General features: G+C 52.6%; 10 protein-coding genes. 3 read left to right on the top strand and 7 right to left on the bottom strand.

The window, feature by feature from the left end; translation table 11 throughout:
- Positions 1-29: 29 nt before the first annotated feature.
- The 3 genes from lpdA to aceE are packed head-to-tail and all read right to left on the bottom strand — an operon-like array spanning position 30 to position 5,437.
- Positions 30-1,445, bottom strand: coding sequence for a dihydrolipoyl dehydrogenase (gene lpdA, locus METH11B_RS0114120; RefSeq protein ID WP_026602575.1), 1,416 nt, complete (start codon positions 1,443-1,445; stop codon positions 30-32).
- Positions 1,446-1,455: 10 nt separating this feature from the next.
- Positions 1,456-2,751 carry a 2-oxo acid dehydrogenase subunit E2 gene (locus tag METH11B_RS0114115; protein ID WP_026602574.1) on the bottom strand — a complete coding sequence of 432 codons (1,296 nt, stop codon included), beginning with the start codon at positions 2,749-2,751 and terminating at the stop codon, positions 1,456-1,458.
- 13 nt (positions 2,752-2,764) lie between these two features.
- Entirely contained in the window at positions 2,765-5,437 is a 2,673-nt protein-coding gene (gene aceE / locus METH11B_RS0114110) for a pyruvate dehydrogenase (acetyl-transferring), homodimeric type (protein WP_026602573.1), read from the bottom strand.
- Positions 5,438-5,721: 284 nt separating this feature from the next.
- Between aceE and METH11B_RS29500 the strand changes: the two genes are divergently transcribed.
- Entirely contained in the window at positions 5,722-6,333 is a 612-nt protein-coding gene (locus tag METH11B_RS29500; protein WP_020484279.1) for a VPLPA-CTERM sorting domain-containing protein, read from the top strand.
- Between the two features lie 62 nt (positions 6,334-6,395).
- Here METH11B_RS29500 and METH11B_RS0114100 read toward each other — a convergent pair whose 3' ends face one another.
- Together METH11B_RS0114100 and METH11B_RS0114095 are read right to left on the bottom strand one after the other, a co-directional pair.
- A complete protein-coding gene (locus METH11B_RS0114100; RefSeq protein ID WP_026602572.1) occupies positions 6,396-8,231 on the bottom strand; it encodes a retention module-containing protein in 1,836 nt (611 codons plus the stop codon).
- Positions 8,232-8,343: 112 nt separating this feature from the next.
- Positions 8,344-9,948, bottom strand: coding sequence for a protein adenylyltransferase SelO (locus tag METH11B_RS0114095; protein WP_026602571.1), 1,605 nt, complete (start codon positions 9,946-9,948; stop codon positions 8,344-8,346).
- 110 nt (positions 9,949-10,058) lie between these two features.
- Here METH11B_RS0114095 and bamE point away from each other — a divergent pair, with 110 nt between their 5' ends.
- Together bamE and METH11B_RS0114085 are read left to right on the top strand one after the other, a co-directional pair.
- Positions 10,059-10,403, top strand: coding sequence for an outer membrane protein assembly factor BamE domain-containing protein (gene bamE, locus METH11B_RS0114090; protein WP_026602570.1), 345 nt, complete (start codon positions 10,059-10,061; stop codon positions 10,401-10,403).
- A 12-nt stretch (positions 10,404-10,415) separates the two neighbouring features.
- A complete protein-coding gene (locus tag METH11B_RS0114085; RefSeq protein WP_026602569.1) occupies positions 10,416-11,357 on the top strand; it encodes a peptidoglycan DD-metalloendopeptidase family protein in 942 nt (313 codons plus the stop codon).
- On the opposite strand, the gene METH11B_RS27875 is transcribed toward METH11B_RS0114085, so the two are convergent.
- Together METH11B_RS27875 and METH11B_RS0114075 are read right to left on the bottom strand one after the other, a co-directional pair.
- Positions 11,354-13,594 (bottom strand): PAS domain S-box protein, encoded by a 2,241-nt coding sequence (locus tag METH11B_RS27875; protein WP_026602568.1) that lies wholly within the window; start codon positions 13,592-13,594, stop codon positions 11,354-11,356. The genes METH11B_RS0114085 and METH11B_RS27875 overlap by 4 nt on opposite strands.
- 143 nt (positions 13,595-13,737) lie before the next feature.
- Positions 13,738-14,937: an MFS transporter gene (locus METH11B_RS0114075; RefSeq protein ID WP_026602567.1), complete on the bottom strand. Its 1,200-nt coding sequence runs from the start codon at positions 14,935-14,937 to the stop codon at positions 13,738-13,740.
- Between the last annotated feature and the right edge of the window lie 117 nt (positions 14,938-15,054).

Here is a 15,054-nt window from a genome sequence, read left to right as displayed (position 1 = left end):
CACGAATTTTGCGCTTAGCAAAATAAGGACTATTTCTTTACATATAGGTCGGTAATCGTCCCCTCTATCATTTCCGCCGCAAACGCAAAGGTTTCGGATAAAGTAGGATGCGGGTGGATGCTCAGGCTGATGTCTGTCGCATCGGCACCCATTTCCAAAGCCAGCACGGCTTCTGCGACTAATTCGCCCGCACCAGGCCCGGTAAAGCCGGCACCGAGAATACGGCCGGTGGTTTTGTCAGTCAGTATTTTGGTAATACCTTCGCTACGGCCCAGCGCCAAAGAGCGACCACTGGCGGCCCAAGGGAATACGGCTTTGTCGAATTCCACACCTTGCTGCTGTGCCTGGGTTTCGGTTAAGCCCATCCAGGCTACTTCGGGATCAGTATATGCTACGGACGGAATGGTCAGCGCGTCGAAACCGGCTTTATGGCCGGCAATGACTTCGGCGGCGATTTTACCCTCGTGCGTGGCTTTGTGGGCCAGCATCGGATTGCCGACGATGTCGCCGATCGCGAAAATATTGCTGACGTTGGTGCGACCTTGCTTGTCCACCGGAATGAAACCACGCTCGTCAACATTGACGCCCGCTTTGTCGGCATCGATCAGCTTGCCGTTGGGACGGCGACCCACAGCAACCAACACCGCGTCGAACACTTCCGACTCCGGTGCGCCTTTACCTTCCATCGTGACTTTGATGCCGGTATCAGTTGCTTCCATGGCCTTGACACTGGTTTGCAGCCACAGGTTTTCATACTGTTTTTTGATCTTGCGTTGTAGCGGTGTAACCAAATCTTTGTCGCAGCCGGGGATAATCTGATCCATCAATTCCACGACGCTGATTTTCGAGCCCAACGCATGGTAAACAGTCGCCATTTCCAGACCGATAATACCGCCACCCACGATCAATAATTTTTCCGGGATCGATTTCAACTCCAGCGCATCGGTCGAGTCCCAAACGCGTGGATCGTCGTGCGGAAAGCTGGGGATTTTGGTCGGCTGCGAGCCGGCGGCGATAATTGCGTTGTCGAAAGTAATGGTTTGCGCGCCGTCTTCACCGGTCACGGTCAAGCTGTTGGCCGTGGCAAATTTACCCACGCCATGGATTACGGTGACCTTGCGTTGCTTCGCTAATTTGCCGAGGCCTTGATTCAAGCTTTGGCTGACGCTTTGTTTCCAGGCACGGATTTGGTCCAAATCGATGTTAGGCTTGCCGAAAGTGACGCCGTGTTCCGCCATGGCTTCCGCTTCATGTATCACTTGCGCGGTGTGCAGCAAAGCTTTGGACGGGATACAGCCCACATTCAGGCAAACCCCACCCAACACCGGATAGCGCTCAATCAATACCACTTGTTTGCCCAAATCGGCAGCGCGGAACGCAGCCGTGTAACCACCTGGGCCGCCGCCAAGTACCAGAACTTCAGCATGCGTGACAGAATCGCTCATATCCTTACTCCTACAATAACAGCCGGCGAATGTCGCCCAGATAAGATTTCAATGCTTCCATAAAACGTGCGCCTTCGGCACCGTCTATGACGCGATGGTCGTAAGTAATATCCAGCGGCAACATCAGTTTCGGTTCAAACGCAGAGCCATTCCAAACCGGCTGCATCTTGGAGCGGGTGACGCCCAAAATCGCTACTTCCGGCGCGTTGACGATGGGGGTAAACGCGGTGCCGCCGATGCCGCCTAAGCTGGAGATGGTCATACAGCCGCCTTGCATGTCGGCCGGTTTCAATTTGCCGGTTCGGGCCAATTCGCTTTTCTCTGCCAGCTCGTTGGACAATTGGAAAATACCTTTTTTATCGACATCGCGAATCACCGGCACGACTAAGCCGTTCGGGGTATCCACGGCAATACCGATATGGAAGTAATGTTTGAAGATCAGTTTTTCGCCGTCTGGAGACAATGAGCTATTGAAGGACGGGTATTTTTGCATTGCCGCTACCAGCGCCTTCATGATGAAGATTAGGCCGGTAACTTTAACGGCGTCTTTCGCTAAGCCAGCGTTGACTGATTTGCGGAAGTCTTCCATCGCATCGATAGCCACCTCGTCGTGATAAGTCACCAGCGGCAGGTTTAGCCAGACACGGGTCAGGTTTTGGCCGGTAAGACGCTTGATTTTACTCAGCGGTTTTTCTTCAATTTCCCCGAATTGGGTGAAATCGACCGCTGGAATAGCCGGTATGCCTGCGCCGCCGCTGGTCGAACCGCCGGAGGCCATGACTTGCTTGACGAAGTTTTTCACATCGTCTTGCAGGATACGACCTTTACGGCCGCTGCCGGTCTGGATCTTGCTTAGATCGACACCCAATTCACGGGCAAAGAGTCTGACGCTAGGCGTGGCGTGCGCTTTAAAACCTTCGTTACTTGTTGCGACTGGAGTAGCAGGTGCTGGCGCAGGCTTGGTCGGTTCTGCTTTTGGTGCTTCCGCAACCGGAGCAGGGGTTGGTTCGACTGGGGCTGGCGTGGCTGGCGGCGCCGGTTCGGCAGGAGCCGCAGCGACTGCTTCACCGGCTTCAAGGGTGGCGATCAGCGTACCCTCTGAGACTTTATCACCCGGTTTAATGTGTACGGTTTTAATGGTGCCGGCCGCGCTGGACGGTAAATCCATCGTTGCTTTATCGGTTTCCATCACCGCCAAAGTTTGTTCGACAGCGACCACATCGCCAGGTTTGATCAATACTTCGACGATGTCGATTTCAGGGACGTTACCGACGTCAGGGACCTTTATTTCAATTACAGAACTCATATGTCGCTTTCCGTTAAATCAACCAAGGAGCGGTTGCGTCAGGGTTGATGTTGTATTTCGCGATTGCCACTTCGACCTTGGCAGCATCGAACTCGCCGGCTTGCGCCAGGCTGTGCAATGCGGCGACGGTAACGTGGTACCGATCCACTTCAAAGAAGCTCCGCAGTTTGGCGCGAGTGTCGGAGCGGCCAAAACCGTCGGTTCCCAGTACCGTGTAAGACGCTTTTACCCAAGGCCGGATTTGTTCGGCAAACGCCCGCATGTAATCGGTAGCGGCAATAATTGGACCTTTGCTGTTGTCCAGGCAATGCGCGACATGCGTGGTACGCGGCTTTTCAGTCGGATGTAAGCGGTTCCAGCGCTCGCAGGTTTGGCCATCGCGAGCCAGCTCGGTAAAGCTAGGGCAGCTCCAGATATCGGCGTCCACACCCCAATCATCGTGCAGCAATTTGGCGGCTTCGATCACTTCGATAAAAATGGTGCCGGAACCCAATAACTGCACGCGCGGTTTTTTGCTGTTCGGGCCTTTTTTGAACAAATACATCCCTTTCAATATGTCGGCTTCCGCACCTTCCGGCATGGCCGGCTGGTCGTAGTTTTCGTTCATCAAGGTGATGTAGTAAAAAATGTCCTCCTGTTCGACATACATCCGGCGCAAACCGTCCTGAATGATCACCGCCAACTCGCAAGCGAAGGTGGGGTCGTAGGAGTAGCAGTTGGGTACGGTAGCCGACATCAAGTGGCTGTGGCCGTCTTCATGTTGCAAGCCTTCGCCATTGAGGGTGGTTCTGCCGGCGGTGCCGCCTAGCAGGAAGCCGCGCGTGCGTTGATCGGCCGCAGCCCAGATCAAATCGCCGACGCGTTGGAAACCGAACATCGAGTAATAGATGAAGAACGGAATCATCGGTACGCCGTGAGTCGAATACGCGGTACCTGCCGCGATCCAGTCGCACAGACCGCCCGCTTCGTTGATACCCTCTTGCAACACCTGACCGTGCTTGTCTTCCTTGTAAAACATCAGCTGCTCGGCGTCTTGCGGCGTATAGAGCTGGCCAACCTGCGACCAGATACCCAGCTGACGGAACATGCCTTCCATACCAAAGGTGCGTGATTCGTCGGGAACGATAGGCACCACACGTTTACCGATTTGTTTGTCCTTGACCAGAATGTTCAGTATGCGCACAAAGGCCATCGTGGTGGAAATTTCGTGCCCTTCGCCGGTGCCCTCTAACAGACCTTTAAAAGCAGATAAGGCGGGGATTTCCAAGGGATAAGCTTTTGCGCGGCGAGCCGGCAAGTAACCGCCCAGATCAACGCGCCGTTGACGCAGGTAATTCAGTTCCGCAGAGTCTTCCGCAAAACGCAGGTAAGGCAGATTGATCAACTCTTCGTCGCTGACCGGCAATTGATAGCGGTCGCGGATATATTTGATCGATTCCATGCTCATCTTCTTCTGTTGATGGCTGGTGTTTTGCGCTTGTCCCGAATCGCCCATGCCGTAACCCTTGATGGTTTTAGCCAGAACTACAGTGGGTTGGCCGGTATGGTTGACAGCAGCATTGAATGCGGCGAAAACTTTGATTGGGTCGTGGCCGCCGCGATTCAATTCCCAGATGTCGCGGTCAGTGTAGTCTTTCACCAATTCTTGCAATTCCGGGGTGTTGAAGAATTTTTCCCGGACGTAAGCGCCGTCCTTGGATTTGAAGGTTTGATAATCACCATCGACGCATTCCATCATGCGTTTTACGATAAGGCCATCTTTATCGCGGGACAAGATAGCATCCCAACGACGACCCCAGATAACTTTGATCACGTTCCAGTTCGCGCCGCGGAAGTTGCCTTCCAGTTCCTGAATGATCTTGCCGTTACCGCGCACCGGACCATCCAGGCGTTGCAAGTTGCAATTGACGACGAAAATCAGGTTATCCAGTTTTTCGCGACCGGCCATACCAATCGCGCCCAAGGTTTCTGGTTCGTCGGTTTCCCCGTCGCCCAAGAAGGCCCATACTTTACGACCGTCGGTATTGGCAAAGCCGCGATTTTGCATGTAACGCATGAAGCGGGCTTGGTAAATGGCCATGATCGGGCCGAGGCCCATCGATACGGTGGGGAATTGCCAGAAGTCCGGCATCAACCAAGGATGCGGATAAGACGATAAGCCGTTGCCGCCGACTTCCTGCCTAAAGCTGTCCATTTGTTCTTCGCTCAAACGGCCGAGCAAGAAGGCGTGAGCGTAAGTGCCTGGTGCGGAATGGCCTTGCGAGAAAATCAGGTCGCCGCCGTGTTTGTCCGAGGGCGCGTTCCAGAAATGATTTTGCCCTACGTCGTACAAGGTAACCGCGGAAGCGAAACTGGCGATATGGCCGCCGACATTGGTGTATTTATTCGCGCGCAAAACCATCATCATTGCGTTCCAGCGCACGTAAGAGCGGATGGTGCGCTCGATGTCGGTATTGCCTGGGAATTTGGGTTGTCGATCTATGGGGATGGTGTTGATGTAAGGGGTGTTGGCCGAGAACGGAATGTCCATGCCGGCTTGTCTGGCGGTACTGAGCAGAGTTTCAATCAAAAAGGTGGCGCGGTCGCCACCTTCTTTTTCTATCACCGCTTGCAGTGCCTCCATCCATTCTAGGGTTTCAGCAGGATCAATATCGTGTTTGGCGGCAATATCGGTATTGTTGGTCATTACGGAACCTTGGAAAACGTTGGATTAGCTTAAAAAGGATACCCGAAATGACTGGTTTGAGCATACTTTTTTAGCAATCCGCTGCCAGCAAATCTGGCTAGAATCCAAGTAAAACCTGGATGTGGACAAAAACCGCAGCGGTTTAGTTTTTCCAAACCGGCAAATGGCTGTTGCATGGTTAGAATTGAATTGGATTTAATCCGTTTCAGCCCTTAAGTACAGGTGGCTTTGCAAGCCGACATGACGTAAAATTTGTGCCAGTACTCATTTTTAAGGAAATCCCTATGCGTAATCAACTAGTTAAACCCTTGGTTGCCTTGTTTCTTTCTACGGCAAGCATAGAAGCTAGCGCTGGGCTGGTCAGTTTTACCTCGACTGAGTTCCAACAAACCCAGGATGGACAGCTCTTTACCTTCACGATTGATAATGCGCCTTTGGCGGATTTAGTGACCGGCAGCTTCACTATCCATGCGCGTGGAGATTATTCCATCAACGCATCTACTGCCAATCCTGAGAACATCGCCGTTACATTCGAAAGCGTTATCAGCAATCTGAAATTCGCCCCTATTGCTCCACCAGTTAACTCTAGTTCTGTCTTTGTCGACGCCAACAATTACAGCACGGTTACAAACGCCGATTTGGTCGAGTGGTCGCGGAGCACGCCGCTACCGGGTGCTTTATTGCAGAGCTGGACACAGGACAACAAAATCCTTATCACCTTGGCACTGTCACCTGATGTGACCGCGGACTTGAATGCTGGACAAGGCAGCAACCCTTTTGTCCAAGCCACTATCACGTATACGACTTCGGCAGTACCTTTGCCGGCTGCAACATGGCTGTTTTTGTCTGGACTGATTGGTATGGTAGGCTACGGAAAACAGCGCAAAGCAGATTAAAGCTTGTTCCCAGGCAACAAAAAGCCGGCTTATGCCGGCTTTTTGTTGCGAAATGCACTTGATTAATGAATAACGCTATCGGGGTGTTGCAAATCAGGCAGCACACTGCCGATGCCAGTATTGAGCAATGCGCCGGTATCGACGGTAAAGCTACCAACGCCGGTGCTATCGCCATCACCATCTGTTGCACTAAAACCAAACTGTAATTGCAGGTTTTGTGGCGCTACGCTGCTATATTGCAGACCTCCCACCGCGAGTTTGCCAAAATTAACCTGGATTTCCAATCGGTCATAACCACCAACCACATCAATCGGGTCCGTAAGCCCACCTCCAGCAGGCGTGCTAAATACAACCGTTCCAGTATCAACTTGGGTTAGCCCCCTATAAGCTGTCCAGGTAAAAACATCCAAAGCACTACCAACATCGGCTTCATTGAGTTGCACCGAGTTTACTAATTGCGGGGATGTAATATCGAAACCGCCGACAGTACCAAATCTGTAGGTTATTACTTCCGATGTATCCAAAAATCTATCACCCACACCGACGTCATTGTTTGTTGAGTCGATAAACAGGTTGCTGCCCTCAACAAGTAGAGAATTCCCTACAGCAACTTTTCCGGCACCGAAAGCCAGCGCGGCACTGCCAAAATCTAGCGTGGTGCTCGGCGCAGCAGGCAAATCCAAAACATCGTGTAATTCCAATTTGTACGCACCATCTACGGCGCCGTTAACTGTCGGCAGCAGCGAAAATACCATGCGGTCAGCACTGAGGTCGGCAAATGTGGTCGTCAGGGCACCGTTATCGACAAAAGCATAAAGCTCTTGTAACTGGTCGCCGTTGCTATCGACAATCAAATAAGAAATACCGTCCGCTCGAGACGTTAAAGCCCCATTATTGTTTATCAAATTTACACCACCGGCACTTCCAAAGCCATCAAAACCCAGATCGTAATCAATCAAGCCCGTTAATGTTTGACCTGCGGCATCTTGTAAAATCCCGTTGCTGTTTTTGACGAAGGGTGCGTCATCAAACACGTTCGCGCTAAACGTCGTATTCGCGACTCTACCGTCCTGATCGGTTAACGTCGCGGAGAATGTAAAGCCAATAGCCGGCGATTCCGGTGTGCCCGTGTTTATGTGGGTCAAAGCGTTTAGCAAGGTGAAGGTATAACTGCCATTGTTCACAACTACCTGATAAGAGCCGTCGTTAGCTGTCAGGGTTTGCGTATTACTATCCCAAGTCGCTCCAGTTGCCGACAAAGCTACTGATAACGGCGTTTGGCCGTTAATGCTTAGCGTACCGGACTGAGAAAGTAGCTGGCTGGCACTGCTTTCGTCCACAATGACATTAGTAGCGCTGCCGACTATCGGGGTAGTGGCAGTGGCCTGGTCTGGATTCAATATCAAAACTTCCTGCACAATCGGCGGAAATGCCACCTCTGGCCCCGTGGTGTCGAAACCGTTAGTGACAGGTGCCACGGGGTTGAGGTATTCGACAGTAACCGGCACATGGCCTTCGTTACCTGCTCCCGGTGCGCCTCCGGCACCCGGCGCTCCGCCGGCGGCGGTAGCTTCGGCTATTGCCGTCGGATCTGCGCCGGCCAGTAAGGCGGCTTGAATTTCTTCGGCGGAGAGTCCTGCCGGTTGCGGGTTTTGCGCGGTCTGAGTGGCTTCGCCCTGTTCTTGCAATACGGCACCCAGTTGCATGCTGTCATTGCCGCCCATGTCAACGAAGGAGCCATTGGCAAGCTCTATCATCACCGTGCTGCCTTCGGCAGTGGTCAAGAGATCGGTCGGGTAAACGCGGTCGCCCACCTGCAAAATACGTTTACTGCCGTCGGCGGCAATGGCGGTAACGGTGCCGGTTGCGATTTTAACGATGCCGATTTCTTTGGCCATGCTTTGCTCCGGAGATTATTCCAAGTAAATAACGTGATTTAGTGGCCGAATAATAAGCTAATTTGAACAAGTTGACATAGTACCTTGGTTCGAAATTTGCCTAGACGAGTCGTTAGGAGCTGCACGACAACATGGAACAGCCGGCGCGCTGCTTAGCCCAATCGGGCCGTTTAGCTGCAAAACTCTGTTTATCCGGTTGTTCGGCGTAAGGGTGGCGCAACACATCGAGCAATTCCCGGACTAAAGAAAAATCGCCTTGTTCCGCCTGGTCAATAGCCAATTGCGCCAGGTAATTACGCAATACGTATTTCGGATTGACCGCATTCATTGCTGAACTGCGCTCAAGCGGTAGTCTAGCGTAGCGTTGACTGCGCAGGCGATAAATGGCGAACCAGCGGGTGGCTTGCGCCATGATGTCGTCGGTCAATGGCTCGTAGCTGGTTCGCTGCAAAAGCGCTAAAAATTGTGCCGGCGAATTGGATTCCGCACTTATATCGACATTGGCCAACTGCCGATAAAACAAGGTCATATCGGTTTCAGCGGCTTGCATTAGCTGCGTTAGTTCGTTAACCAAGCCATCGTCTTCGCTGGGTTCGAACGTTGTTAGACCCAATTTGGCGGCCATCATCGCCTGCCAGCCGGCGTCGAAGGTTTCGGTGTAAGCCAATAAGGCTTGCTGCAAACTTTCGGCACGCATAATCAAGGGATACAAAGCGTTGGCGAGTTGTACCAAATTCCAATAGGCGATTTTCGCCTGATTGCCGAACCGGTAGCGCCGGCCTTGCGCATCAGTGGTGTTGGGTGTCCAGTCCGGATCGTAATTTTCCAGCCAGCCGTAAGGACCATAATCGATGGTCAAGCCCAGTATCGACATATTGTCGGTGTTCATCACCCCGTGCACGAAACCGACCCGCTGCCAGTGCACGATCATTTCGGCCGTCTTGCGGCACACTTGTTTAAACCAATCCAGGTAGACAGGAATCGATGGCTCACCCAGCTCCGGAAAATCGGTACGAATGGTGTAATCCACCAGTTTTTTCAGCGAGTCGATGTCATCGCGCGCGGTGAATATTTGAAAACTGCCGAAGCGGGTAAACGACGGAGCCACCCGGCAGACCACTGCGCCAGGTTCCATTTGCGGATTACCGTCATAGAACATGTCGCGCACCACTTGCTTGCCGGTCAGGATTACACTCAAGGCGCGGGTGGTCGGCACACCGAGATGATGCATGGCTTCGCTGCACAAAAACTCGCGTATTGAAGAACGCAGAACCGCCAAGCCGTCGGCGCTACGCGAATACGGCGTGACGCCGGCACCTTTCAGTTGCAAGGTATAACGTTGGTTACGATTGTTAACGACTTCGCCCAAGTTGATGGCCCGGCCATCGCCGAGCTGACCGGCCCAATGGCCGAATTGATGGCCGCCGTAGCACATCGCGTACGCTTCCATGCCTTTTGCTAGCCGGCTGCCGGCGAATACTTGGCAAAAATCTTCCGATTCGCAAATCTCGGCGGATAAGCCCAAATCTTCCGCGACTTCTCTGGAATAAGCGACTAACCTGGGTTGCTGCGCCGGTGTCGGATTGGCCCTGGAATAGCACGCTGCATAAACTTGGCGCCGAAAATTGTCCGGTTCGGGATCACCTGGCAACTCGCGGATAAAACGATTGTCGAAGTTCAGATTATCGAGGGCTGAATTGTGGTTTTCGGTAGGCATGATGACATCTTATCGGTGGCTAAAAAATTTTCGAATCGCGGCTGGAACCGGCTAAGATAAGCCACTAACAGCTAGTTTATATCAATCAACTTTTCAATTAGGGAATACAAATGAACAATTTTCTTGCAAAACGCGGACCACGCGCTTTTGGCTTTAGTTCACTTCTATTAGTCGCCAGCCTTGCGACTACGCAATTGACCGGTTGCTTTACTGTCGGCCAAGAGTTTTCCCCCGTCAGAGTGCCGGAAATCAAGGTCGGCCAAACCCGTAAGCAAGATATTACCGAAATGTTCGGCACGCCTTGGCGCACCGGCATGGAAGATGGTAAGCCTACCTGGACTTACGGGATCTACAAATATGCCTTGTTCGGCGGTAACGATTCCCAGGATTTGTTGATTCGCTTCGACGCGCAAGGTGTAGTGCGGTCTTACACCTTTAGTTCTACCCGCAAATAATCGTGGTGGCCGGTGCTTGCGCGCGGCATTTTAGCGGTTTCGCTGTTATTGGCGTCAGGTAGCGGTGTAGCGAAAAAGCTTTATAAATATCAGGATGCCCAGGGTAACTGGTATTTTACGGATCAGGCCCCGGCATCTAGCCAGCCGGTAGAAGTCAGGCAATTAAAAGCCGCCAATCCTAAACGCGTTTGGCTGGAAAAAACCGCCGATGACTTGCAGCCGAGTTTTTTTGCGCTGAACGCCTATCCGGGGCCTATAGAGTTGGCAGTCGATTGGCGAGAGCGGGAAAATGTCCGCGCCAATCCGGATTTGCCGCGCCGCTTTGTCGTTGAATCCGGACAGTCCGGCAGCTTGTTTTCGCTTATTCCCAACGAGAGCGCCGGATTTTATAGCGTCAATCTGCAATATAGCTATGTGGTTGGGCGGCCGTTACCGGGCTATGTGAGCCAAACGCTTTATAAACCACCTTTGCCGGCCGGTACGCAGTTTCAAATTACCCAAGCTTTTAATGGTCCTTACAGTCATCACGATCAACAAAATCGTTATGCGGTAGACATTATGATGCCGGTTGATACACCGATTTACGCGGCTCGCGGCGGTATCGTGTTGGAAGTGGAAAACGATTACACCGGCAATGGCACCAGCCAGGCTTACGCCAGCAAGGCCAACAGCATCAGGATCTTGCATGAGGACGGCTCCATGGCCGTTTATGCGCATCTGGCGTTGGAAAAGGCTCAAGTCTCGCCAGGAATGCGGGTGGCCACCGGACAGTTGATCGGTTACTCCGGCAATACCGGCTTGACGACCGGGCCGCATTTGCATTTTGCGGTGCAGATTAATCACGGTATGGAGCTGATTTCGGTACCGTTTCAATTCGCCGATGCGGCGGGGGTGGCAGTGGAGCCAAGGCTTGGTCTGTGGCTATATGGGCCTTTGCAGGTAAACGGCAATTAGCCTTCTGCTGCGGACCTAAAAAACCGGAAACATCCGCGACCGGCGCATTTGGCTTGATACATGGCATTATCGGCGTTTTTCATCAGGGTATGTGCTTCCAAGCCGTCATCCGGATAAACGGCAATACCTACGCTGGAAGAGATATCCAGGGTGTGTTGTTGAATCACAAATGGCTGATTCAAACTAGCCAAGATGCTTTCCGCTACCAATCCGGCCGCCGATTGTCTGTCTAATTGACTGAGCAAAATCACAAACTCGTCGCCACCCAAGCGCGACACGGTATCCGTTTCGCGCTTTACGCATGCTTCCAGGCGATTCGCCACTTCCTTCAACAATAAGTCGCCGACATCGTGGCCGAAGCTGTCGTTGACCGGCTTGAATTTGTCCAGATCCAGATAGAGCAAGGCCAGCAAACCGTGCTCGCGTCTGGCCTGAGCGATAGCCTGATGTAGACGGTCGATCAGCAAGGTGCGATTGGGCAGATCGGTTAGTGCGTCAAAGTGGGCCAGATGATGAATGTGTTGCTCTATGGCTTTACGCGCCGTTATGTCCATCATCGTGCCGACATAATGAGTAATTTTGTCATCCGCGCCTTTCACGGCGCTGATGGTGAGCCATTCCGGGAATATATTGCCGTTCTTACGCCGATTCCATATTTCGCCTTGCCAGACGCCCTTGCTATCGATTGATTGCCACATCTCTGCAAAAAACAGCGCGTTGTGAATGCCGGAATTGAGTAAATTCATTTTTTGACCGACGGCTTCTTCGCTGGCGTAGCCGGTAATTTCGGTGAACGATTTATTAACCTTTAAAATCACGGCATTGGCATCGGTAATCATCATGCCCTCTTGCGATTCGAAAGCCGTAGCGGCAATCCGCAGTTCGGTGTCCAGGCGTTTACGTTCGCTAATGTTTTGCACGAAGGTAAAACTCAGTTCCAAGCCATTGTGAGCGATGTAGTGGCAGGTGAGTTCGACAGGGAAAATCGTGCCGTCCTTACGCCGATGCCGACTTTCGTGGCTGACGATTTCGCAGTCGCGCAAACGCCCCCAAATGCTCGACCAGGCACTGGCCGGAAAGTCCGGATCGAATTCCCAAGGGCTCATACCCACCAATTCGTCCCGCGAATAGCCCAAGGACAGACACGCGTAATCATTGACGTACGTCACCATGCCCCTGGGATCAAGACAGAAGAAAGCGGTCTTGCTTTTATCGACCATGGTTTTGGTCAGCCACAACTCGTTTTCGATCTTCTTTAGTTCGGTGATGTCATCGTATACCCCCAATACCCCGATGGTTTCACCCAGACTGTTCCGCAGTGGCGCTTTGGAGGTTCGCAGCAGAATCTCCCGGCCATCGGGAGTGGTTTGCGGCTCTTCGTACGCCAGCTTAGGCACATTGGATTGCATTACGAGGCGGTCATCGGCACGGTAGATTTCCGCCTGATCCCGCCAGGACAATTGGCTATCGACTTTGCCGACAATGTCTTCAGCTCTGGCCAAGCCGCAATCTCCAGCAAACTGGGAGTTACAGCCGAGATAGCGCGATTGCGGATCTTTCCAAAACACCCGCGTGGGTATGGTTTCGATCACCGACTGCAACAGGCTACGCGACTCGGCGAGCGCGTTCATTGCTGCGATGCGTTTGGAAATATCGTAGAGCAACACCAACTGCATTTTATGATCGGCTCCACCTATACGCGTGGCGGTGGCCATTGCGTGTTTGGTCAGACCGTTTTTGCAGCGGATTTTGATTTCCAGGGGCTGAAATTCAAGGTCGTCATTTTTGAAACGCTTTTGCCATTCCGCGCTGATCGTTTCACGGTAAACAGGATCGGGGAAGGCCTGTAGTTGCCATTCGGATAGGTTGGGAATATCCCGGAGCTCGTAGCCGAAGACCTTGGTAAATTCCGGGTTCAGCATTTGCAGGTTGCGCTTGTCGTCGAATAGTGCCAGCGGAATGGGCAGTGCGGTGACGATAGTACTCAACTGGGTATTATCGTCGTTCAAACTGCTCAGTTGATCTAAAAAGACAATAATCATCGCGCAGATCAACGAGGCGACAAGCAGCGATGCGACCAAGCCGGTGAGTAGGTAATCGATGCTGATTTCGCCTTTCAGCAGCAAATCCATCATCGCCACAATCGATTCGGTGAGCACTGTCGCCAGAACCACCGAAATCAGCCAAAGCTGGTATTTATTGATACGCTGTAAACGGCTGAGAAGGATGTATTTCAAACTAGGCTTTAGGTACTTATTCGGCTGAAAAGCTCGGCCATTTACGAGATTATTTGTACGCTAAAGCTTACATGCTTGTAAGCTTGTTGCAAAATTTTTCGGGAATTTTTCCTTTTTTTAGTCTATGGCTATGCAAATGGCGGTCAATGATCAGCTTTATCTCTACGCTGAGTGATGAGGATGAATAGCGCAATCAAACAAAATCCGGCCCCGGCGTAAAACGTAAATTCGGCGCCGTAGCTATCCCACAGTAAACCCGCCATGACGCTAGCCAACAGCATGGCGATGCCGCCCACCAGATTGAAAAACCCGTAAGCGGTGCCGCGCAGGTCGGCCGGCGCAGTGTCCGCGACCATTTTTGCCAGCAAGCCTTGGGTCATGCCCATGTGTACCCCCCAAAGTCCCACGCCGGCCAGCACGATTCGCCAGTCGGCGCTACTAGCCAGCACCAAGTCGGCGGCGATTAGCACGACCAGTCCCCAGCCCAGCAATTTGCGATGCGATACGCTGTCGGACAGGCGGCCGAATGGGTAGGCCGTGGCCGAATAAACGATATTCATCGCCACCATTGCCAAGGGTAACAGCGCAATTGGAATACCGCTTTGTTGTGCGCGCAGCACCAAAAATGCCTCGCTGAAACGCGCCAGCGTGAATACCGCGCCGATAATCACTACCCGCCAATAGCCGGCATGCAAGCGTTGCAGATTGGCGCGTTTTATCGGATTACCGTGTTGCGAACGCTGTATATGCTTGGGTTCCCGCACGCCAAACAGCAACATCATGACCGATAACAGGCCAGGAATAACCGCCACCCAAAATACCTCCCGAAAATCATTAGCCCACAGCAGCATTAGCGCCACGGCCAGCAATGGCCCGAGGAATGACCCTACCGTGTCCAGCGATTGCCGTAGGCCAAAGGCCGCGCCGCGAATTTCCGGCGGGGTAATGTCGGCTACCAGCGCGTCGCGCGGGGCGCCGCGAATGCCCTTGCCGACCCGATCCAGCAAGCGCGCCGTCAGGACCATACCGCTGCTGCCGGCAATCGCAAACAGGGGTTTGGTCAGTGCGCCCAGGCTATAGCCGATCAAAGCCAGGCTTTTACGCTTGCCCAGATAATCGCTGAGCACGCCGGAAAACACCTTCACGATTAGCGCAGTCGCTTCCGCAGCGCCTTCGATTAAGCCGATGCTCAAGCTACTGGCATGCAAGGTGGTGAGCATGAATATCGGCAGCAGGCTGTGGATCATTTCCGAGGAAATATCCATCAACATACTGACAAAGCCCAATGCCCAAACGCTTTTGGGGATTTGCCGCCAGATAGGTTTTGCGCCGGAGTGCGTCATGGAATTTAATTTGCTGTTCGTTTAAAGGAAATCAGTGCGTCTAGTTTGCTGTAAAACACGCCGCAAAGGTGGAATTTTATCGTCGCAAGGCCCGAGAGATTGACAATGCCCGTTAGC

It is taken from the genome of Methylomonas sp. 11b (assembly GCF_000515215.1).
Lineage (GTDB): Bacteria > Pseudomonadota > Gammaproteobacteria > Methylococcales > Methylomonadaceae > Methylomonas.
This window is presented reverse-complemented; position numbering and strand designations above follow the sequence as displayed.

What these genes read in the sequence shown, in the direction of transcription:
- METH11B_RS0114095 (WP_026602571.1), bottom strand. Translation starts at nt 9,948, where the DNA reads ATGCCTACCGAAAACCACAATTCAGCCCTCGATAATCTGAACTTCGAC.
- bamE (WP_026602570.1), top strand. Translation starts at nt 10,059, where the DNA reads ATGAACAATTTTCTTGCAAAACGCGGACCACGCGCTTTTGGCTTTAGT.
- METH11B_RS0114100 (WP_026602572.1), bottom strand. Translation starts at nt 8,231, where the DNA reads ATGGCCAAAGAAATCGGCATCGTTAAAATCGCAACCGGCACCGTTACC.
- aceE (WP_026602573.1), bottom strand. Translation starts at nt 5,437, where the DNA reads ATGACCAACAATACCGATATTGCCGCCAAACACGATATTGATCCTGCT.
- METH11B_RS29500 (WP_020484279.1), top strand. Translation starts at nt 5,722, where the DNA reads ATGCGTAATCAACTAGTTAAACCCTTGGTTGCCTTGTTTCTTTCTACG.
- METH11B_RS0114075 (WP_026602567.1), bottom strand. Translation starts at nt 14,937, where the DNA reads ATGACGCACTCCGGCGCAAAACCTATCTGGCGGCAAATCCCCAAAAGC.
- lpdA (WP_026602575.1), bottom strand. Translation starts at nt 1,445, where the DNA reads ATGAGCGATTCTGTCACGCATGCTGAAGTTCTGGTACTTGGCGGCGGC.
- METH11B_RS0114115 (WP_026602574.1), bottom strand. Translation starts at nt 2,751, where the DNA reads ATGAGTTCTGTAATTGAAATAAAGGTCCCTGACGTCGGTAACGTCCCT.